Here is a 21,856-nt window from a genome sequence, read left to right as displayed (position 1 = left end):
ATGCACTCCCACACTTCAAGACGCACCTTCGTCAAAAGCCTGGCCATCGGCGGGCTCTTCGGCGGCCTCGGGTTATGGCGCACGCCGGTCTGGGCGATCAGCAGTCCCGGCGAACCGCAGGTGTTGGCCGGTCACGATTTCGACCTGTACATCGGCGAATCCCCGGTCAACTTCACCGGCAGCCCACGCACCGCAATGACCATCAACGGCGGCATTCCCGGCCCCCTGCTGCGCTGGCGTGAAGGCGATACGGTGACGCTGCGGGTACGCAACAGACTCAAGGACAGCACCTCCATTCACTGGCACGGCATCTTGCTGCCGGCCAACATGGACGGTGTGCCGGGGCTGAGCTTCAAGGGCATCGAGCCCGGCGGCATGTACGTCTACCAGTTCACCGTGCGGCAGAACGGCACCTACTGGTATCACAGCCATTCGGGGTTTCAGGAACAATCCGGCGTCTACGGCCCGCTGGTGATCGACGCCAAGGACCCGGAGCCGTTCCAGTACGACCGCGACTACGTGGTAATGCTCAGCGACTGGACCGACGAAGACCCGGTCGGCCTGATGAAGACGCTGAAAAAACAGTCCGATTACTACAACTTCAACAAACGCACCGTGGGCGACTTCATCCACGACGTCAGCGAAAAAGGCTGGGGGCCGACCGTCGCCGATCGCAAAATGTGGGCCGAGATGAAGATGAACCCTACCGACCTGGCAGACGTCGGCGGCGCCACTTACACCTACCTGTTGAACGGCCAGGCGCCGGACATGAACTGGACCGGGGTGTTCCGCCCGGGGGAAAAGCTGCGGCTGCGCTTCATCAACGGCTCGGCCATGAGCTACTTCGACGTGCGCATCCCCGGCCTGAAAATGACCGTGGTCGCCGCCGATGGCCTGCACGTCAAACCGGTGAGCGTCGACGAATTTCGCATTGCCGTGGCGGAAACCTTCGACGTTATCGTCGAACCGACCGAAGCGGCCTACACCCTGTTCGCCCAGGCGATGGATCGCACCGGCTACGCCCGCGGCACCCTCACGATGAAGTCGGGACTGATTGCGCCGCTGCCGCCACTGGACCCGCGCCCGCTGGTGACCATGGATGACATGGGCATGGGCGGCATGGACCACGGCAGCATGGCGGGCATGGATCACAGCAACATGGCCATGGGCGACATGCCCGGCATGCAGTCCCACCCGGCCTCGGAAACCGACAACCCGCTGGTGGACATGCAAGCCATGTCCACCTCACCGAAACTCGACGATCCCGGCATGGGCCTGCGCAACAACGGACGCCGCGTACTCACATACTCCGACCTGCGCAGCACCTTCGAAGACCCGGACGGCCGCGAGCCTGGCCGCACCATCGAATTGCACCTGACCGGCCACATGGAAAAATTCGCCTGGTCGTTCAACGGCGTGAAGTTCTCTGATGCACAGCCCCTGCGCCTCAAGTACGGCGAGCGCCTGCGGATCGTGCTGGTCAACGACACGATGATGATGCACCCCATCCACCTGCATGGAATGTGGAGCGACCTCGAAGACGAGAACGGCCAGTTCATGGTGCGCAAACACACCATCGACATGCCACCGGGCTCCCGGCGCAGCTATCGGGTCACAGCCGACGCGCTCGGCCGTTGGGCCTATCACTGCCATCTCCTGTACCACATGGAAATGGGCATGTTCCGTGAAGTTCGCGTGGAAGAATGAGGCGCACCCCATGATTCGATTCACCCCGTTTTTTTTGGCACTCGCGACCTCGACGGCAATGGCCGCCAGCGATGACATGCAAGGCATGGATCACAGCCAGATGGACCACGGCCAGATGCAAGGCATGGAAGACGGCCAGATGCAGCCCGCCGCCCCTAGCGAAAGCCGCACGTCGATCCCGGTGCTGACCGATGCCGATCGCGCTGCGGTGTATGCCGATCCCGCCGGTCACCACGTACATGACAGCAGGCTCAATTCATTTTTCCTCGCCGACAAACTCGAGTGGCAGGACGCCGATGACGGCAGCACCCTGGCCTGGGATTTATCCGGCTGGGTCGGCGGTGACATTGATCGCCTGTGGCTGCGCTCCGAAGGTGAACGCAGCAACGGCGTGACCGAGGACGCGGAAATCCAGGCCCTGTGGGGCCACGCCATTTACCCCTGGTGGGACGTCGTCAGCGGCGTGCGCCAGGACTTCAAACCCGGCGCCCCGCAAACCTGGGCCGCGTTCGGCGTGCAAGGCATGGCGCTGTACAACTTCGAGGCTGAAGCCACAGCCTTCATCGGCGAAGGCGGCCAGAGCGCCGTGCGGCTGGAAGGCGACTACGACATCCTGCTGACCAATCGGCTGATCCTGCAGCCGACCGTCGAACTCAACGCCTACGGCAATAACGACCCGCAACGGGGCATCGGCGCGGGGCTGTCCAACACCGAGGCCGGTTTGCGCCTGCGCTACGAAATCCGCCGGGAATTCGCGCCCTACCTCGGCGTGACCTGGAACCGCACCTACGGCAACACCGCCGACTACGCCAACGACGAAGGCGAGGACCGCAGCGAAACCCGCCTCGTGCTCGGTATTCGGCTGTGGTTCTGAACAGACTCATCTCAAACCAACAACAACCGCTTCAAGCGGTAAAGGACCTTGCATGCGTATCATCAAACCCACCGCCGTCGCAATCGCGTTGCTCAGCGGCCTGCTTATTAGCACCCTCGCTCAAGCGCACCCCAAACTGCTCGCCTCCACCCCAGCGCAAGGCGCGGAAGGTACGCCGCCCGACAAGATCGAACTGCACTTTTCCGAAAACCTCGTCACCCAGTTTTCCGGCGCAAAACTGCTGATGACCGAAATGTCCGGCATGGCCCACGCCCCGATGCCGGTCAAGGCCAAAGTCAGCGGCGGCAGTGATCCGAAGACCATGTTCATCACCCCGACAACACCCTTGACTGCCGGCACCTACAAGGTCGAATGGCGCGCGGTGTCGTCGGACACCCACCCGATCACCGGCAACGTCACCTTCAAAGTGAAATGATCGATGAGCGACTCGGCCAACGTCGTGCTGCGGTTTGTGTTGTATGTGGATTTGATGCTGTTGTTTGGCGTGGCGCTGTTCGGGCTCTACAGCTTCAAGGGACAGGAATGGCTATCCGGGGCGGTGCTGCCCTTTCGCCCGTTGTTGACGGGGACAGCCGGGCTCGGCGCGCTGCTGTCCATCGCCGGCATGGTGCTGATGGTCCGCGCCATGAGCGGCGAATCAGACGTTACCGAGTTGCGCCCTCACCTCGAAATGATGCTGTTCGAGACAGACGTCGGGTTGGCCTGGGGCGTGCGGATGATTGCGTTAGCAGTCGCGGGTTTGGCGTTGATGCTCAACCCACGCGCACCCGGCATCAGCCTGGTGATCGCCGCCACGGCCGGCGGCATCGCCCTCGCCAGCCTGGCGTGGAGCGGGCATGGCGCCATGGACGAAGGCAGTCGCCGTTTCTGGCACTTTACTGCGGACATCCTGCACCTGCTAATAGCGGGCGCCTGGCTCGGCGCGTTGCTGGCGTTTGCCCTGATGGCGCAAACCCGGGCCCTGCAAACCGAAGTGCACATTCGCTTGCTGGCCCTCGCGGTCAAGCGATTCGAGCTTGTCGGTGCGCTGATCGTTGTGATCATCACCGTGACGGGCGTGGTGAACTACCTGTTCATCGTCGGGCCGAAGCTCGATGAGGTATTAATCAGCCATTACGGAATTTTGCTGGCGATCAAGGTGCTGTTGTTTGCCGGGATGCTGGTGTTGGCGGCGCTGAACCGCTTTCATCTTGGGCCCTTGCTGGAGCGGTCATTGCGAGAAGGCCAATATGGCGTGGCGGCTAACGCACTTCGGCGCAGTGTGGTGCTGGAAATGGCCGCGGCGGTATTGATTGTGGGGTTGGTGGCGTGGTTGGGGACGTTGAGCCCGGAAGTGGAATGAGCCATTTTCGGGGACGTTGATTTTTCACACCTGTGAAAGTTTCACTACACTCCCCACTTGAAAACCACTCCAGCACAAAAGCCCGATAACAATGAAGAAAATCAACAGAGCAATGATGCTCGGCGGCTTGCTCGCACTCTCCCTTGGCGCCCAGGCAGAACCTTCGCATCTGGACAGCGTCATGCAACAGGGACAACTGCGCGTTTGCACCACCGGCGACTACAAGCCCTACACCCTCAAAGCCGAGGACGGCGAGCATTCCGGCATCGACATCGCCATGGCCCGCGCCTTGGCCGACAGCCTTGGCGTCAAGGTCGAGTGGGTGCCCACCACCTGGAAAACCCTGATGCCCGACATGCTCGCCGGCAAGTGCGACATCGCCATGGGCGGCATCTCGGTCACCCTGGAACGCCAGAAAAAAGCCTTCTTCAGCAACATCCTGGACGTCGACGGCAAAATCCCCTTGGTGCGTTGCGAAGACCAGGCGCTGTACCAGACCGTCGAACAGATCAACCAGCCCTCGGTTCGCCTGGTCGAACCGGCCGGCGGCACCAACGAAGCGTTCGTCCACGCCTACCTGCCCAAGGCGCAATTGCAACTGCACGACAACGTAAGCATCTTTCAGGAACTGCTGGATAAAAAAGCCGACGTAATGATCACCGACGCATCGGAGGCGCTGTATCAGCAGAAGCTCAAACCAGGCCTGTGCGCAGTCAACCCCACGCACTACCTGCAATACGGCGAAAAAGCCTACCTGCTGCCCCGCGACGACATCACCTGGAAGCTATACGTCGATCAATGGCTACACCTGGCCAAGGCGACGGGCAGTTACCAGAAGATCCTTCGCCAGTGGCTGGCGGTGCCTGAGGCCAAGTAACGGATCGTTTTTTTTCGCACAAAAAAGGGCGCTCCCACAAAAGGAGCGCCCTTCTTCATTGCGGACCGCCCGCGCATCAATCGTCGTGCAGCAAACCTGAACCGTATTCGCCAAAGCTATTGCCGAGCGCGCTGCCATGGAAGTTCATCTTGTCGGGGTTGCTGTGGGTAGGCCCCGGGCCAAAGCCGGCCGGCTGCACCGAGTCGACCGAATAATCGCGATGGGGGCTCACACCCGAACAGGCGCTCAACAACAAAGCACCGGCCATCAGCGAGACTTTGACGAGGTTTGCGATCATTTTTTTATTCCTGTCGGTTGAGGCGCGGGGACGTGACCTTTGGCGGTCATCCTATGCCTCACCTCAGCGAAACATCATGAAACTTTTCGCCAAGTCAGCGTTGGTTCAGGAACCGTGCGCACCTGGCGATACCTCACCCCCACTGCCTTGCGGATCGACATTGTCCAATGCTCGATTCACCAACAACTCCCCCACCACCGCCAGTTGCTGAATCGACAGCGCCAAACTACGGGTTGAACCTTCGAGCTTGCAAGCCAGGTCAGTGGTCAAGACGTTCAACGATGCAAGGGTCTCGCAGGCGTGACACAGGAGCGTTTCAGTGTCGACGTTGGGAAGAATGGTGAAAACATGGCAGACGGGATCAGCTTGATTCGGGTTGCGTAGACGTTTGCTGACCACCCGCTGAGAGTCAGCGGAGAGTTGAGCAAGATCGAGAGAATCGGAAGCCGCGGCGGTTTCCGGAGGATCAGGCGTTATCTTTTTCATCATTTTCGTTCCTAGAATTAACCAAAGGAACTGCCAGCATCACTTCCACATGATGGGGTGGCAGCTGTGCACGGGTGTGGAAGACCGGGGATCTAGGAACCCAGCGCACCCGAAAGTGCCCCGCGCACAGCCGCCATAATTTAACAGCAGACATGAAAAAAGCGCCTGCTTAAATTTAGGTGGCGCCCTGTGCGCCTAGATCCTGTGAAGGGCTTCCACACCCTTGTCGCTGAACTTGCAGCGACGGAGGGAGGTTAGCCGGGTGATCAGAGGGAGGGCAATATGGGCAATGGGGACGCGACTTGAAGGAAATCTCCTACTTTTTCGTGATGTTATCGACGCAATACCCAGCACCTGCTCAATCGTCCTGAGGCTTGCCAAGCCCCACCAGCCCATTCCTGATAAACTCCCTCACCTCCCAGCCTCACCGATTCCAGATCCCTCATGTCCGTAACCACCGCCACACCTGCCCCACTCTCCCGCCGTTTCTCCGTCGCGCCGATGATGGATTGGACTGACCGCCACTGCCGTTTTTTCCTACGCCTATTGTCGAAAAACGCCCTGCTTTACACCGAAATGGTCACCACTGGCGCGCTGCTCAACGGCGACCACGAGCGTTTTCTGCGTCACAACGAAGCCGAACACCCGCTTGCCCTGCAACTCGGCGGCAGTGTCCCGCTGGACTTGGCCGCGTGTGCGCGGATGGCTCAGGAGCATGGTTACGACGAGGTGAACCTGAATGTCGGCTGCCCGAGTGATCGGGTGCAGAACAATATGATCGGCGCGTGCCTGATGGGGCATCCGCAGTTGGTGGCCGATTGCGTGAAGGCGATGCGGGATGCGGTGTCGATTCCGGTGACGGTCAAGCACCGTATCGGCATTAATGGGCGCGACAGTTACGAAGAACTGTGTGATTTCGTCGGTACGGTTCGCGAGGCCGGCTGCACCAGTTTTACCGTGCACGCGCGGATTGCGATTCTGGAGGGATTGTCGCCGAAGGAGAACCGGGACATTCCGCCACTACGCTATGACGTGGCGGCGCGGTTGAAGGCGGACTTTCCTGAGCTGGAGATTATCCTCAATGGCGGGATCAAGACGCTGGAGGCCTGCCACGAACATTTGCAGACGTTCGACGGCGTGATGTTGGGCCGCGAGGCGTATCACAACCCTTATGTGATGGCCGAGGTGGATCAGCAGCTGTTCGGCAGCACGGCACCGGTGATCACTCGTGCCGAAGCACTGGCGCAGCTGCGGCCGTATATCGCTGCACACATCGACACAGGCGGTTCGATGCACCACATCACCCGGCATGTGCTCGGGCTGGGCACCGGGTTTCCGGGGGCACGCAAGTTTCGGCAGTTACTGTCGGTGGATATTCACAAGGCCAAAGAACCTTTGGCCTTGCTGGATCAAGCTGCAGAGCTGCTTGAGGGGCGTTAACGGTTAGCCGCTTCCCTGCGTCCAGGCTGCATGTCCTGCAGCCTGGTGCGAGCGTCAGGGCGCTGCAGCCCCGCTCCAGTCAACCCAACCGAATACCCACGTTGCCAGAATCAGCAAACCGAATCCGATCCGGTACCAGGCGAACACGGCGTAACTGTGGCCGGCGATGAACTTGAGCAAACCACGCACGGCGATCATGGCGAAAAAGAACGCCGTCACGAAACCCAGCGCAAACACTGGCAGGTCGCCGGCCTGGAACAGATCCCGATATTTATAGCCTGAATACACGGCGGCACCGACCATGGTCGGCATCGCCAGAAAGAACGAAAACTCCGTGGCAGCCTTACGCGACAGACCAAACAGCAACCCACCGATAATGGTCGATCCAGAGCGCGAAGTACCCGGAATCATCGCCAGGCATTGCGCGAAACCGATCTTAAGAGCGTCGGTCCAGCGCATATCGTCAACATGATCGACATACACCACATGTTCCCGTTGCTCGGCCCACAACATGATGATGCCACCCACCACTAATGCCACTGCTACAGTGATCGGGTTAAACAGATACTCATGAATCTTATTGGCGAACAACACTCCCAAGACCACTGCCGGAAGAAAACCGATTAATAGATTCAAGGTGAAACGTTGAGCATTACGTTGGGTCGGTAAGCCGGTAACGATCTCGAGAATCTTGCGACGGAACTCCCAGACAACCGCCAGGATCGCGCCCAATTGAATGATGATGTTAAAGGCCATGGCTCGCTCGCCGCCGAAGCTGAGCAAGTCCGCGACAACAATCTGGTGCCCCGTACTTGATATAGGCAAAAACTCCGTCAGACCTTCGACCATCCCTAAAATCAACACCGTTATGGTTGTCCAAAGATCCATCAATCCCCCCATCAACGACAAATACCAATGCGTCGGTTTCGCTCTAACGCAACGCCAACACGATAGTAAAGCGCATCAGGCCGATTAATAAAACTCGATGTTATGAAATGTCCATGAGCACCAACACCAACATGAACGTTAGATAACAGTTAATATTGGAGCGTGCTGAGCCAGACAAGAGCAACATCTCGTACTTGAAACAACAAAGTCCTACAGCCTCATGACACCCAAACAAAAAAAATCAGGCAGCTGCAACTTTAGTGAGATGCACGGTCACATGGGGGCGAAAATGCGGGACATTGAGACAATAGATGGCACAATGCTATGCTACGCAAAGCCATGAGATTGCCATCAATGATTAGGCATCTCGAACCACCGACAGGCAAACGATCACGCCAGAATCACCGGCAATGTTAAAAAAACGAGACGACCGTCTGAAAAACAGTGAAATGTTACCAATTGTCAGTCACAAACGATAATTGGTGCTTTAACATTCAAATGCCAGCACCCATCCGAGTCAAAGCATGATGCTTACAGGGAAAATAACGACTACAGGCCACAGCGACGTGAAGGAGGAGACAGGTGTTCTCACCATTGGGCGAACCGATACGCTAGCTGAGGGTTTCAGGGAATTAGTCGCAAGCCACGTAGGCAAGGATATTGCCGTTGATGCAATGTGCTATAGCAACTCATTCAAAAGAAACAAGAATTCTAATTCATACCGTGCCATTTTTATCGTTATCGACAGCCCTCAAGCGTTTGTTGAAAGCGTTACCCTGGTAGAAAATATTCGCGCCGATAATTTGGCGTCAATAATTGTTGTAGCCATCACCGGTAGAGGCACCTACAACAAGATGAAATATTATCTGGCCGGGGCCGACTACTGCATTAATTGTGACACTTTTGCAAGCGAAAATACTGACGTACTGACCGGGTTTTTTGACAGTCCGGAATGGCAAAAAAAGCAAAATCTGCTTTTGGACCCCACGCGCATGTGCCTTATTGGCGACCACAAAAAACTGGATGTATCGTTTGCCGAAATGAAAATTCTTGAGGCTTTTTCTCAAACCAAAAACCAAATATTGAGCCATGATGAAATCGCCAGGATCATGGGGCTGAATATAAATTTTTATGACCCAAGAGCCTTGGAAAAGTCGATCAGCCGCCTTCGCGGCAAAATAAAAGGCATGTATGGCAGCAACGCCATTCAAAGTATCCGTGGGCATGGATATCGTTTAATCAGGGGTCTGATCTCGACATCCTGATTCTTAATGTAGAAGGGAGTTTCTGTTTTATGAACGCAACAGGGAGCGTGCGGCTCTACGATCACGCAGAGCATTACCTGTCTCGACAATTGATCCTCACTCGGGATGATTGCCCGTTTGGCAGCGAGATCAGAATACATTTTGACGACTGTGCTTCCGCGCCCTGCGCGCCAGAGGCGCATCAGATGAGTGGCATCTACAGTGAAGTACTGATGCAAACCAGGCTGATTGCATTTTCGCTGAAAGATCACAACACCACCAACGGAAATAAATACTTAAGCCGTAGATTTGTTTGCGTAGGACAGTCAGATCTCGTCAACTCTGCGCTCACGGAAGAGCTGATACAGTCCGGCGCTGCTCTGCGCGAATTTGGCCAGACGCTGGTTATCGTGCTCAATGAGCTCCCCCTCTCCGCAGTCAGCTTCGCAGAAAAAAAGAAAATCCTTCACAACGTATATCTGTTGAAAGATCACGGCATAGAAATCGCGCTCGACGACTACAACATCGACGATGAAAGTATCGAGATTTTTACAACCCTGAATCTATTCGACTATATAAAGATTTCCACCTCCTCTCTAGACTTGAGCCTCAAGCTCAGTGGCAACCCAGAGTTATTCAATCGTCTCCACGAACGTATGACCATGCTCACTCACAATACAAAAGTCGCCTTTATAGCGGACAGAGTCGAGCATGCTGCTAGCCATATACTGGCACGCGCGCTGCCCTTTGATTATTTCCAAGGGAGTCATTACTCCCCTGCCGACAACCTTTAAACCAAGACCCAGACGCGCAACTCAGGAGAGAGCCATGGATAGCAGCATAAACCTCCCCAGAAAATACTTTGTAGTGGTTACACACAACCCCGCACTACAACTGGAGCTTGAGGCATTACTGTCCAGCAAACGATACAACACTTACGGCACGTCACAGGCAAAGATGTTTTTTGAGGGCGTTGCCCCCCCCACTTCCGCCCCCAAGCTTATGGAATTTATTTCCCCGCATGTGGCCAAAATGGCGCCTCCGGTTATCAAGCATGATACGCAGCGCATATTTTCGACATTCAAGTCCGAATGGCAAGCTGCGCAATCCGTGTCGAAATTTACTCATTTCACATCAACTGCAGACAACTCCAGGAATGACACCAGGGAATGTGCCCCCCAGCCGGCCAAACCGCACGTGCCGCCGACTGAAACCTGGCGACTGAGCGATGCCAGTGGCGCGTTGATCAAAGATGACGTGGAGATTGCCTTGACTGGCCTGGAGGCCACGCTGCTTAAAAAAATGTTGCACCATGATGATCGCGTGGTCAGCAAGGACGACCTTATCCGCAGCATCGGCAGAGAACCTGAGCATTATCGGGGTCTCGAAATGTGCCTAAGCCGGCTGCAGGAAAAGTTTAAAAACGCCAGTAACGGCGAACGCCTTTTTCGTGCAGTAAGGAATCGTGGGTACTGCGTGATACAAAAAATCGTACGCGTGAAAAATCTGGTCTGAGCAATTCAGATTTTCGCCCCGGCCGTGCAATACAACAATAAAAAAGCACGCCACCCCCCCCCGCCCCACCCTCACCGCCCCTCTATAAAGCCGCGTTAAAAAACCTGAGCCCAGACTATTTCTAACGCCATTCTCGCCCAGAAATATCAACCAGTTACACCAACCCCTCGTTAAAAGTCGTCAGACAGCACTCGCATCAATAAATTATTCTATTCACTGATGAGAGCGCCGCTCGTTGGCGTTTCGCTTGTCAATGCAACGCCATCTTATAAAAACAATAACTCTTGCTTCATCAACTTTGGCTGTTGTCTGTCGAAACGCGAATGGACGTATTTTGGGGATATCGCATGGTTAACAATCTTCGTATCAGTCGAAATACCAACCTCAAAGGATTGACCTTCTGGGGTCAGTGGGTACTAGGTCAGGGCTTTGTTGTCGCCCTGTTACTTCTATTGGTTTATTACCAGACTGGAACGGTAGAGTTCTATTATCGAGTATGCGCAACGCTAACTGTACTTGCATCGGTTCCAGCCTATTCCTGGTGCGGTGCCTATGCAAAGAAGGACAATTACCTGGAGGGCTTGCTGAGACTTCTGATGGGTTGGTCAATGACACTGGCAGCGCTAGCTATTGTCGCCTTCCTCTGTAAGGCCAACGAACTGTTTTCTCGTCAAATCATCCTGGCATGGGCTTTCTGCAGCTACATCGGGCAGGCGTTGTTGTACGTCCCACTGCATGGTTTTTCGAAGTACTACCAACGGGCGCTTCAAATTGAGCGTAGAACGCTGATTGTTGGTACTGGCGAGCTGGCACTGGGCCTGGCTAACAAGCTTCGTGCCCTCGAACACTTCCCGTTGGTCGGCCTGGTAAGCTCCGACACCACTCCCTTGCCGGAGACGGGTATGCCACCTGTCGTAGGCCCGCAAGAGGAACTGCTCGAACTGATCAAGACCCATGACATCCGACGCCTGTACATCACGCTACCCCTGAGCGAAGCGGCACAAATCGAAGAAATGTATGTCGACTTGCTGGATGCCAACGTCGATGTGGTCTGGGTCCCGGACTTGAACAGCCTGACGCTGCTCAATCACTCGGTCAGTGATGTGGATGGCATGCCGGCAATCCATTTGATTGAATGCCCGCTGACCAGCCAACCGACTGCCGCCCTGAGTAAAAGCCTGTTCGATAAAAGCCTGGCGCTGATGGCCATTGTCGCTCTAAGCCCGTTACTGCTGATCATTGGCCTGGCCGTCAAATTCACCTCCCATGGCCCAGTGTTTTTCAAACAGGACCGCCATGGCTGGAACGGGAAGGTCATCAAGGTCTGGAAGTTTCGCTCGATGCGTGTGCATGACGATCACGAGGTCAAGCAAGCCAGTCGTAACGACTCGCGGATCACCCCGATCGGGCGCTTTATCCGCCGCACCTCCATCGATGAGCTACCGCAATTGTTCAACGTCTTGCAGGGCCATATGGCGCTGGTCGGGCCACGTCCTCATGCCGTTGCGCACAATAACTACTACTCCGGCAAGATTCTCGCCTACATGGCGCGCCACCGAATCAAACCGGGGATCACCGGGCTGGCCCAAATCAACGGTTGCCGCGGCGAGACCGACACCATCGACAAGATGCAGAGGCGCGTCGAGATCGACCTCAAGTACATCAATAACTGGTCGTTGTGGCTGGACGTGAAAATCCTGGTGAAGACGCCGTTCACCTTGCTGTCAAAAGACATTTATTGATGGCGTGCCTGCAGGTTAACCAGGGGACGCAAGCCATTTGCACAGTGCGTTAGCCTCGTCACTCGTGGCTGGATCTTCACCAGCCACGCCTGCAACCGCACCAACACCGACAGGTTGTTCTGCTGTCGACTTTCGTGGCGATGTTCATCGCCAACTTTTTTAAATCTCCGCTCGATACCGCACAACTTGTTAACCCGATTCAGGGCGATATCGGCATGCCCGGACTTATCTTCTGGCAGGCGCAACGGCAGCAGTCGACCGCAAAAAAAGCGTGGGCACGCTCCCTTGTAGGAGCTGGCTTGTCGGGTCGCCGCATCGCAGCGATGGTCGATAACGATAACGCGTGTGAACCGGATAAACGCGGCGTACTTGAGTCCATCGCCAGCAAGCTGGCTCCTACAGCTTCCCGGGATTGCGTGAAGAACCAAAAAAAGGATACTGGGCAATCGCGTGAAGACATGAACCTGTTCGCGAGCTGAAACGTCAGCGACGCCGCAAAGATGCGGCCCTGACTGAGACCGCTACCTTCCCGGCGCTGCGAAAAAATGCTTAATGCCTACTGGGGGGGGAGCGAAGACGAGAGCAACTGACCTTGTTGCCAGAATGGTATCTGCTCGTTGATTGGCTGGCCGGGAGCAACGCGCCGTGTCAATGTTTACTGATATCAACCAGGGGGATGCTAATTCTTTGCTCACGCTGCAGTAGTGTCATCAGCAGCAACACTCGCTGCTCTCCCACCATCGCCAGGAAGATCGCTTCCACATCGACAAAAGGCCCCTCATTGATACGCACCCTCTCTCCACAGGCAAACCGAGCCTCCACAGGGGCTCCGCTATCGCGCTCATAAAGCTGGGCGATCAAGTCATCACCTACGGGCAGCGGCTTGCCCCCAAAACTGACAATTCGCAATACACCGCGGGTAGAACGCAAAGGCGCCCAGCTCTCACCCGAGCCGAGCTGGATAAACAGATAACCCGGGAACAGCGATTCACGAACAGCCCTCCTGCGCCCCTGTAAAACACGCTCGCGCAGGTGCGTAGGGCGAAAACAGGTATATCCCTGGTTAACCAGATTGATCTCTGCACGCTCGTCCTGGCTCGCCTTGCATTGCACCAAATACCATGCACTGGCGGTGAGACTCTCAGGCAAGGCCGCTTGAACAGCCGAGGCACTATGGATGGACACAATCAGCCCCTTCTGCGCCTATATGGTCAAGTAGCTCCGTGGTTTTCTCCCCGACCTTGCGTCGGAATTCTCCCAAGGATGGAAACGCACCTGGAAAACGGAGTTGGCCGATCATGGAAACTTCGCCCTTTAAAAACACGCGAAACTTATTGGCAATAAATGAATGCCAGAGAACGCATCACCCATGCAACCGCCTTACACTTATCATCAAACTCTACTCGCGATATATAACACAGCCCAATACAGTACAACACAAAAAAACCGAAAACGTTATAAATCGTCCGATAACAAACGGGAATGTTATTTAATATCTGGATTTGTATGTGGATATTTTTTTTGCTGTATGGCATTCAATAATCACATGGCATTTAATGGTTGATGTTGTCGTGGGTTGCCAGTTATGATTTTTACCATAGCAACTGTTAAGCACGCTCCCAGTCCAGATTCCAGCAGACCAGAGTCTTCGCAGCGAAAAGATTCATCCAGTACGGTAACTCCTCACGGAAAGAGGCACACACCCAATAGCTGCAAACCGTCAAAAAAGTGCCATTGAAGAAAAGTAGAATTTCAGTCTTTCCAATTGCACCATCACCGTAAGTGTGGAATTTCCAGGGAGGTTGCCTTGTTTAACAAGATTCTAATCGTTTGCATTGGCAACATTTGCCGAAGTCCTACTGCAGAACATTTGTTGCGAGAAGCACTGGTCCGGTCCGACATCGAAGTCAGCTCCGCCGGTCTTGGCGCGCTACAAGACCACCCTATCGAGCCCACCGCCCGGATCGTCCTGGAAGAACATGGCCATCTGCCAAAAGAGCACAAAGCCAATCAACTGACCCCTGCAGCCATCAGCGAATCGGATCTGATCCTGGTGATGGAGCAGCAGCACATAGGCAGTGTTCTCAACATTGCGCCTGAAGCGCGTGGAAAGGTCTTCTTGCTGGGCAAGTGGCAGAACAACCGCGAAATCAGCGACCCTTACCGTCAAGGCAAACCTGCTTTTGTGCATGCATACACGTTGATTGAAGAAGCAGTAAACGCTTGGGCCAGGCGTCTCGCACGCTAAACCATTCCTCGAACACCTGTTAAAAAGAACCCACTTATGCAGCAAGCTCCAGCATTAACCTCACATGACGATGATGATGAAATCGACTTGATGGGCCTACTCGGGACACTGGTCGATCATAAATGGTTGATTGCCGGGATCACCGCTGCCTCTATGGCCGTTGGAACGGCCTATGCGGTGTTGGCCACGCCTGTTTACCAGGCGACTGCCTTGATACAGGTGGAGGCCAAAAAAAATGACATGCTCGGCTTCTCCGATATCAACAGCATGATGGGTAAAGAGTCGCCTTCCGCCACAGAAATTGAATTAATCAAGTCGCGCGCAATCATCGGCAAGGTTGTCGACAATCTATCGCTTGATCTTACCGTCCAGCCGAACCGTTTTCCTGTGATCGGCGACTTTATTGCTCGCCGGTTCAAAGCAGACGCTGTGAATACGGTCGCGCCCCCATGGTTTGGCATGAGCAGCTATGCCTGGGGCGGCGAAACCCTGAAAATGTTTCAGCTCCAGCTCCCACAAGAGCTTCTGGGTAAGGCGCTCACGTTGGTCAGCGGTGAAAACGGCCACTTCACGGTGCTGGATGCAGACGACAATGTCCTGGTCCAAAGCCAGGTGGGCCAAGCCTATGACCAGGACGGCATCAAACTGCAGGTCGAAGTGTTGCAGGCCAATCCTGGCACAACGTTCAAGATTGTGCGTGACCCACGCCTGACCAGTATCTTGAAGTACCAAACCGCGCTTGATGTAACTGAACGTGGTAAAGAATCCGGCATGATCGGGCTTGCTCTTGAGAGCACGGTCCCGGCTAAAGCCATTCAAATCCTGAATGAAATCGCCAGGCTCTATGTACGGCAAAATGTTGAGCGGACGTCGGCCGAAGCGGCTCAAAGCCTGGAGTTTCTAAAAGATCAACTGCCTCAGGTCCGTATAGATCTGGAAAAAGCCGAAAACGCCCTGAATAAGTATCAAATTCGTAGTAAATCCATCGATATCAGCCTGGAAGCCAAAGCCATTCTCGATCAGATCGTGGCGCTGGACACCAGCATCTCCGCACTCAAATTGCAGCAAGCGGAAATGGATCGCAAGTTTACCCCTCAGCATCCCGCCTATCGGGCCTTGCTCAGCCAATTAGCCGAGCTGACAAGCAAGCAGAATGCCTTGGCCAAAAAAGTCGAGGGCCTGCCTTCAACGCAGCAAGAACTCCTTAGTCTCACCCGCGATGTAAAAGTCAGCACCGAAATTTATACCCAGCTTCTGAATAAATCCCAGGAACTGGATGTGATGCGTGCCGGCACCGTGGGCAACGTGCGCTTGATCGATACCGCCGATGTAGATCTGCGCAAGCCGGTTAAACCCAAGAAGGCCCTGATCGTACTCATCGCCACCCTGCTTGGGGCTTTCCCGGCGATTGGATTGGTGCTTTTTCGCAAAGCCCTTAACCGCGGCGTGGAAAATCCGGATCAAATTGAACAGCTGGGGTTGCCGGTGTATGCCACCATTCCTTTCAGCACGCTGCAGAAAAGTGAAGACAACAAAATCCCCCATCGCCGGGGCCAGGCCAACAAGGTCGTGCCCATACTGGCCAGCAGTCACCCCACCGACCTGGCCATAGAAGGATTGCGCAGCCTGCGCACCAGTCTGCACTTCGCCATGCTCGAAGCCAGCAATAACCGCCTGATGATCTCCGGCCCGAGCCCCAAGGTAGGTAAAACGTTCATTTCCGCCAACCTCGCCGCCGTCGTCGCTCAGACCGGCCAGCGTGTATTGCTGATCGACGTGGATATGCGCAAAGGGTATCTGCATAAAGTATTCGGAGTCCCCGCTGAAAACGGGCTTTCTGATTTACTGGTTAAGCGCTGCGACCTCGCAACAGCGATTAATAAAACTGAATTCGAGAACCTTGACGTTGTCGGTCGCGGCCAAATACCGCCCAATCCTTCAGAACTGCTAATGCACGCGAACTTCAGTGCCTTTCTGGAGCAAGTCAGCGCTCAGTACGACCTGGTGATTCTGGATACCCCGCCATTGCTGGCGGTGACGGATGCGGCCATTGTCGGCCGCCAGTCGGGCACCAGCTTGATTGTGACCCGTTTTGCGCTTAACCCGGTTCGTGAAATTCAATTGACCATGCGTCGCTTTGCTCAAAATGGCATTGACTTGAAAGGCGCCATTTTCAATGGCGTTGAAAAACGCGCCTCCGCCAAATACGGCTATGGCGATTACGGTTATTACAACTACGAATATAAATCAGAGCACGTTTAAGATACACCACAGCCCTGATGATAGTCGCGCACCCCTGTTAACAGCATCCATAACACCGCCTTCTCTGCATCTGCAACATAAGATGCAAATGCATTGGTAATTCAAACCGCTTTCAGGGACTTGCATGTAATCCTGGGGCGGTAGCGTGCCTGATCACTACCCTGACTAATGAATAAGTTGAATGGCTCACGTATTCGTGGGCCAACTCAGTGACTGCTGATGCCCTGCTTTGCATGTAGCGCAGATGTGCGCCTTGCACTTAGACACCATCCGGCAATGAACTTAGACCTATTTACTTTTCACCACACGCTACACGTTCAAAGGGAATCGACATGAAAGTCACAGTTTTTGGTATCGGTTACGTCGGCCTGGTCCAGGGCGCCGTCCTGGCAGAGGTTGGCCACGACGTGGTCTGTATTGATGTCGATGCCAACAAGGTCGAACGCCTTAAGCAAGGCCATATCCCGATTTACGAGCCAGGCCTCGAATCCCTGGTAAAAGAAAACCACGCGGCTGGCCGCTTGCATTTCACCACCGATACTGTGGCAGGTGTCAAACACGGTGAAGTCCAATTTATCGCCGTGGGCACACCGCCAGACGAAGACGGCTCAGCCGACCTTAAATATGTGCTCACGGTGGCCGAAACCATCGCGCAGCATATGGAAAGCCACCAGATCATCATCGACAAATCCACCGTCCCTGTCGGCACTGCCGACAAAGTCAGCTCTCGTATGGCTGAAGTCCTCGCCCAGCGTGGTCGCGAGGACTTGACCTTCGACGTGGTTTCCAACCCCGAATTCCTCAAGGAAGGTTCAGCCGTCGCCGACTGCATGCGCCCTGATCGTATCGTCATCGGTACCAGCAGCCCGAGCACCGAAGAAGTGATGCGCGAACTGTACGCGCCCTTCAATCGCAACCATGAAAAGATCATCGTCATGGATGTGCGCAGTGCCGAACTGACCAAGTACGCCGCCAATTGCATGTTGGCGACTAAAATCAGCTTCATGAACGAAATGGCCAATCTGGCGGAGATGCTCGGTGCCGATATCGAGATGGTCCGCCAGGGCATCGGCTCCGACCCGCGCATCGGCTACCAGTTTCTCTATGCCGGCGTCGGTTACGGCGGCTCCTGCTTCCCGAAAGATGTGCAGGCACTCATCCACACCGCCGACTGCATCGACTTCGACGCCAAACTGCTCAAAGCCGTGGAAAGCCGTAATAACGAACAAAAAACCGTACTGTTCAGAAAAATCCACGAGCACTTCAACGGTGACCTGCGCGGCAAAACTTTCGCCCTTTGGGGACTCAGCTTCAAACCTAATACCGATGACATGCGCGAAGCACCCAGCCGTGTATTGATGGAAGCGCTGTGGAAAGCCGGCGCCAAGGTCCAGGCCTATGACCCGGAAGCCATGGAAGAAACCCAGCGCATCTATGGCAGCCGTGATGATCTGAGTCTATGTGGCACCAAAGAGGCCGCGCTGAAAGGCGCAGATGCGCTGGTGATTGTCACCGAGTGGCAGGCGTTCAAGGCCCCGGATTTCGAGTTTATTAAAGAGCAGCTGAGTCAACCTGTGATCTTTGATGGACGAAATTTGTTTGAGCTGAAGCGGGTGGGCAAGAAAGAATTTTTTTACTACTCAATTGGTCGATAACCAATCAAACATAACAGCCCTAAGAATTTTCGATATAGGCGTCTCAATGTTGCCGCATCGGACCCTATCCAGACCGATACAGAGAAAACTACCACTGTGCTGCTAGATGACCGCCTTAGAAGTTTGTTTAAGAATATTTTCGGCTCGGCTGCTGGCCGACTCGTCAACCTTTTAATCGCGTTGGCGCTCGTTCCGCTCACCATTAACGCTCTCGGCCCGGCCGACTATGCCTTTCTTTCTATGGCCATATCCTTATCCGTACTATCGGCCTACGCTGACCTTGGCATCGGGCTAGCCATCGTCAATACCCTTGCGGGTGAGAGCAATAAAACCGTTCCGCGACGATCCCAAAGGGCAGTTTCGGTGGTTTGGTTCACCTTGATAGCACTTGCTTTCCTAGCTCTGACAGTAACGGGAGGTCTAGCTCTATGGGTCAACCACTTTGCTGCGATTGACACTGCGCCACGCTACCATGCCATGCTACTCGGTGTAGCTTGCGTCTTTGCCGGCTTGCCGTCCGGTCTGATTCAGCGAATTCTGTTCGCACGTCATCGCAATACTGAGGCGAACGCATGGACTACCAGCGGGCGCCTGCTGTCGCTGGCCTTCGTTTGGGCAGTGGTGCATACCGGAGAGGCCAGTTTGCCGATACTAGTCTTCGGAGTCATCGGCGTGCCAGTGGTCATCGGCTGGCTGTCAGTATTCATCGTCTTTGGCAGACGCAACATGAGAGTCTTGCTGCCCCGTTTGCGTCACTACGACCGACGGCTGCTCAAACCCTACATCATCATTGGTCTGTCGTTTTTGGTTATGCAACTGGTGCCCTACGTTGAAGTTGGTATGGATACCCTGCTAGCTGGTTCTCTGATCGGCGTCCACGTCGTGCCTTCACTCGATGTCTATACCAGACTATTCACATATGTGCCGGCGCTGGCTTCCATTGCGCTATTTCCCCTCTGGCCAGCGATTGCGCATGCCAAGGCAGAAGGCGACATGGACTGGATTCTTAAAATCCGGCGGTGGGCATACTTCTTGGTTGGGGTTTCAGCTCTTACCATAAGCCTGGTATTGCTGATTTATGGTAATAGATTCATCGTGTGGTGGACCAATCAGCAACTAACGCTTCCCCCGACTGTTCTGGTTGGCATGGCGGCATTTGCAGTACTGACCTGCCTCGGGACTGTACAATCCATGGTACTAAACGGCACCGGAGTCATAACCCGGCAGGTTTATCTATATCTGGTTTATCTAGTGATTTTGTTATGTGCCAAATCAGGTGCAGCTTTACACTTTGGATTGCAAGGTATGATTTGGAGCCTAAACGCCTGTTACTTAATCAGACTTTTCATGGCTGAAAAGCTGCTGCGCGCCTCCCTAGAAACCAAGATGCTCAAAAAATTAACATGGACATGAAAAATATAAAGTTTTATGTGGATACTCCGTATTGGTATGTACGGCCGAAAAATACAGACTGGCAATATACCCTAACCCTCAAGGGGATGATGGCTTATGCCCCCTTAACTTCGTGCTACAGCCGAGAGCACGCGCTGGTTCTTGAAGAAAATGCTCATTGGCTGAAGCGCAAGCTTCTAAAATCAGAACAATCGCCATTACAGCGAAACCTGAGGTCATCGATCTTTTCCTGGTGCCAACCAGATATTGTGTATTCGCATGGCAAGTTTCCAGTAATAGATACTACTACCCCTACAGCATGGCTATATGGCGTAACCGACCCCGACATGCGAATAAAATCTGGTGTGCCAGCATCCGTTATTGAGTCTGAATATAACAGAATGGCTCCTTCATTTGATCGCGCCACAGTGATTTTGTGCCCTACAAAGATGTTTGCTCGACGCCATATTGAGCGATTCCCAAGAATCGCAGAAAAATTTCAGTATGCACCGTTCTTCTTGAACCATATTGAAGAGATGGCGGAACCTGAATGCAATGATAAACATGCCAATGACGAAATGATCCGCTTCCTATTTGTAGGGCGCGAGGCTCATCGAAAAGGTCTAGATATTGTCCTTGAGGCATTCGATAGAATCGCGGAACCATACAAAAAAAGAGTAGCTTTAGATATCGTTACCAATGAGACAGCCATAGGAACAAAATACAAAAAAATGAATAATGTCGTTTGGCATAGTGAACTGTCAAAGGCAGATGTTACCCAACTCATGCGTCGATCACATGTTTTCTTAATGCCAAGCCGCTTTGAGACTTATGGATTTGTTTATTTAGAAGCAATGGCTTCGGGCTGCGCCGTTATTTCGGCATCATGGGAGAGTCAGCGGGAGATTTTTGATCAGGGCAAATCTGGACTCCTTGTTACTCCAGATGTTAGTGAGTTAATAAGGGCAATAATGACTATGTGCGATAAAGAAATACGATCAAATCTAGCAATTAACGGGCTTAAAAAATACAAAAAAGAATATTCGCCCGCTGCAGTTTCAATACTCCATTACAAAATATTTTCATCTATCATATAAAACCATCCAGAGCCTCACTCATGCTTGAAAGAATAAAGTGGTTACTGAGAGAAAAATTCGTATTAAGAAACCGCATACCCGGATTTTCTGCACACTGGACTAGCTACTCTGATAAGTCCAGTAAGTTTGAAGGGTATAATAGTATCGGGCGTAGGTGTTTAATTTTAAACTCCAGCGTTTGCAGATTTAGCTACGTTAGTGCTGATACAAAAATTATTAGCGCGCAAATTGGTTCGTTCTGTAGCATTGCCCAAGAAGTTCTGATCGGGGGATTAGCAACTCACCCGCTTGACTGGTTAAGTACGCACCCAGCCTTCTACTCGACTAAACAGCAGGCAAATTTTTCATTCGTATCGAATGACGCACTTCAGGAGCAGGGTCGTGTTGAAATTGGGCATGACGTTTGGATTGGCGCTCGTGCCATGATTCTCGACGATTGTAAAATTGGAAATGGTGCGGTTATTGCTGCAGGTGCGGTCGTTGTTAAGGATGTGCCTCCCTACGCGATTGTTGGTGGTGTGCCTGCCCGTATCATCCGGTACCGCTTCTCACCAGAAGAAATCGACGCCATTGAGAAGATGAAGTGGTGGAACATGAGCTTGCAAGAATTGAGCGAGTACGATGTGCGCCCTCCATTATTTAGTCAGCAGAATTGAGCGGGATTTGCAGCGTAGAGATTTTTTAGCATGCAAAAATTTGTTGGATAATCCACTCGTTCGGTGTCTGGGCAACTATTTGAAGCGCAGGCAACGTGCAATGACCGCGCCT

General features: G+C 53.9%; 21 protein-coding genes. 17 read left to right on the top strand and 4 right to left on the bottom strand.

Annotation, left to right across the window (positions count from 1 at the left end):
- The 5 genes from AC3ITY_RS09890 (at window position 1) to AC3ITY_RS09870 (ending at window position 4,821) form a co-directional block, all read left to right on the top strand.
- Entirely contained in the window at window positions 1-1,707 is a 1,707-nt protein-coding gene (locus AC3ITY_RS09890) for a copper resistance system multicopper oxidase (protein WP_489308739.1), read from the top strand.
- A 10-nt stretch (window positions 1,708-1,717) separates the two neighbouring features.
- Window positions 1,718-2,581, top strand: coding sequence for a copper resistance protein B (locus AC3ITY_RS09885; protein ID WP_489308737.1), 864 nt, complete (start codon window positions 1,718-1,720; stop codon window positions 2,579-2,581).
- Between the two features lie 52 nt (window positions 2,582-2,633).
- Window positions 2,634-3,017, top strand: coding sequence for a copper homeostasis periplasmic binding protein CopC (copC, locus tag AC3ITY_RS09880; protein WP_489308735.1), 384 nt, complete (start codon window positions 2,634-2,636; stop codon window positions 3,015-3,017).
- Between the two features lie 3 nt (window positions 3,018-3,020).
- Window positions 3,021-3,944, top strand: coding sequence for a copper homeostasis membrane protein CopD (gene copD / locus AC3ITY_RS09875; RefSeq protein ID WP_489308733.1), 924 nt, complete (start codon window positions 3,021-3,023; stop codon window positions 3,942-3,944).
- 115 nt (window positions 3,945-4,059) lie between these two features.
- Entirely contained in the window at window positions 4,060-4,821 is a 762-nt protein-coding gene (locus AC3ITY_RS09870; protein WP_489310821.1) for a transporter substrate-binding domain-containing protein, read from the top strand.
- Window positions 4,822-4,897: 76 nt separating this feature from the next.
- Here the strand turns inward: AC3ITY_RS09870 and AC3ITY_RS09865 are convergent, their stop codons facing one another.
- Both AC3ITY_RS09865 and AC3ITY_RS09860 read right to left on the bottom strand, forming a co-directional pair.
- Window positions 4,898-5,119, bottom strand: coding sequence for a hypothetical protein (locus AC3ITY_RS09865; RefSeq protein ID WP_489308731.1), 222 nt, complete (start codon window positions 5,117-5,119; stop codon window positions 4,898-4,900).
- Window positions 5,120-5,224: 105 nt separating this feature from the next.
- Window positions 5,225-5,605, bottom strand: coding sequence for a DUF6124 family protein (locus AC3ITY_RS09860; protein WP_489310819.1), 381 nt, complete (start codon window positions 5,603-5,605; stop codon window positions 5,225-5,227).
- Between the two features lie 444 nt (window positions 5,606-6,049).
- Between AC3ITY_RS09860 and dusA the strand changes: the two genes are divergently transcribed.
- A complete protein-coding gene (gene dusA, locus AC3ITY_RS09855) occupies window positions 6,050-7,045 on the top strand; it encodes a tRNA dihydrouridine(20/20a) synthase DusA (RefSeq protein WP_489308729.1) in 996 nt (331 codons plus the stop codon).
- A 54-nt stretch (window positions 7,046-7,099) separates the two neighbouring features.
- Here the strand turns inward: dusA and AC3ITY_RS09850 are convergent, their stop codons facing one another.
- Entirely contained in the window at window positions 7,100-7,933 is an 834-nt protein-coding gene (locus AC3ITY_RS09850) for an undecaprenyl-diphosphate phosphatase (protein ID WP_489308727.1), read from the bottom strand.
- Window positions 7,934-8,457: 524 nt separating this feature from the next.
- On the opposite strand from AC3ITY_RS09850, the gene AC3ITY_RS09845 reads away from it, so the two are divergent.
- The 5 genes from AC3ITY_RS09845 to AC3ITY_RS09825 all read left to right on the top strand — a co-directional run bounded on the left by AC3ITY_RS09845 (window position 8,458) and on the right by AC3ITY_RS09825 (window position 12,913).
- Entirely contained in the window at window positions 8,458-9,198 is a 741-nt protein-coding gene (locus AC3ITY_RS09845; protein WP_489308725.1) for a winged helix-turn-helix domain-containing protein, read from the top strand.
- A 29-nt stretch (window positions 9,199-9,227) separates the two neighbouring features.
- Window positions 9,228-9,971, top strand: coding sequence for an EAL domain-containing protein (locus AC3ITY_RS09840; RefSeq protein WP_489308723.1), 744 nt, complete (start codon window positions 9,228-9,230; stop codon window positions 9,969-9,971).
- A 34-nt stretch (window positions 9,972-10,005) separates the two neighbouring features.
- Entirely contained in the window at window positions 10,006-10,692 is a 687-nt protein-coding gene (locus AC3ITY_RS09835; RefSeq protein WP_489308721.1) for a winged helix-turn-helix domain-containing protein, read from the top strand.
- A 347-nt stretch (window positions 10,693-11,039) separates the two neighbouring features.
- Complete coding sequence (locus AC3ITY_RS09830; protein ID WP_489310817.1) at window positions 11,040-12,434, top strand: undecaprenyl-phosphate glucose phosphotransferase; 1,395 nt, start codon at window positions 11,040-11,042, stop codon at window positions 12,432-12,434.
- 140 nt (window positions 12,435-12,574) lie between these two features.
- The gene (locus tag AC3ITY_RS09825; RefSeq protein ID WP_489308719.1) at window positions 12,575-12,913 is read left to right on the top strand and encodes a hypothetical protein; all 339 of its coding nucleotides are present in this window, start codon (window positions 12,575-12,577) and stop codon (window positions 12,911-12,913) included.
- A gap of 169 nt (window positions 12,914-13,082) precedes the next feature.
- Here AC3ITY_RS09825 and rfaH read toward each other — a convergent pair whose 3' ends face one another.
- The gene (rfaH, locus tag AC3ITY_RS09820) at window positions 13,083-13,613 is read right to left on the bottom strand and encodes a transcription/translation regulatory transformer protein RfaH (protein WP_489310815.1); all 531 of its coding nucleotides are present in this window, start codon (window positions 13,611-13,613) and stop codon (window positions 13,083-13,085) included.
- 628 nt (window positions 13,614-14,241) lie between these two features.
- Between rfaH and AC3ITY_RS09815 the strand changes: the two genes are divergently transcribed.
- From AC3ITY_RS09815 to AC3ITY_RS09790, 6 genes are all read left to right on the top strand, one after another.
- Window positions 14,242-14,682, top strand: a complete 441-nt coding sequence (locus AC3ITY_RS09815; RefSeq protein WP_489308717.1) for a low molecular weight protein-tyrosine-phosphatase — start codon at window positions 14,242-14,244, stop codon at window positions 14,680-14,682.
- A 36-nt stretch (window positions 14,683-14,718) separates the two neighbouring features.
- A complete protein-coding gene (locus AC3ITY_RS09810) occupies window positions 14,719-16,944 on the top strand; it encodes a polysaccharide biosynthesis tyrosine autokinase (protein WP_489308715.1) in 2,226 nt (741 codons plus the stop codon).
- Window positions 16,945-17,276: 332 nt separating this feature from the next.
- The gene (locus tag AC3ITY_RS09805; RefSeq protein ID WP_489308713.1) at window positions 17,277-18,599 is read left to right on the top strand and encodes a UDP-glucose dehydrogenase family protein; all 1,323 of its coding nucleotides are present in this window, start codon (window positions 17,277-17,279) and stop codon (window positions 18,597-18,599) included.
- Between the two features lie 96 nt (window positions 18,600-18,695).
- Window positions 18,696-20,012, top strand: a complete 1,317-nt coding sequence (locus tag AC3ITY_RS09800) for an MATE family efflux transporter (protein ID WP_489308711.1) — start codon at window positions 18,696-18,698, stop codon at window positions 20,010-20,012.
- Window positions 20,003-21,088: a glycosyltransferase family 4 protein gene (locus AC3ITY_RS09795; RefSeq protein WP_489308709.1), complete on the top strand. Its 1,086-nt coding sequence runs from the start codon at window positions 20,003-20,005 to the stop codon at window positions 21,086-21,088. Before AC3ITY_RS09800 ends, AC3ITY_RS09795 begins: the two co-directional genes overlap by 10 nt.
- Window positions 21,089-21,108: 20 nt before the next feature.
- Window positions 21,109-21,744 (top strand): CatB-related O-acetyltransferase, encoded by a 636-nt coding sequence (locus AC3ITY_RS09790; protein ID WP_489308707.1) that lies wholly within the window; start codon window positions 21,109-21,111, stop codon window positions 21,742-21,744.
- Window positions 21,745-21,856: the final 112 nt, after the last annotated feature.

The sequence above is a fragment of the Pseudomonas sp. GL_091 genome (assembly GCF_057837725.1).
This window is presented reverse-complemented; position numbering and strand designations above follow the sequence as displayed.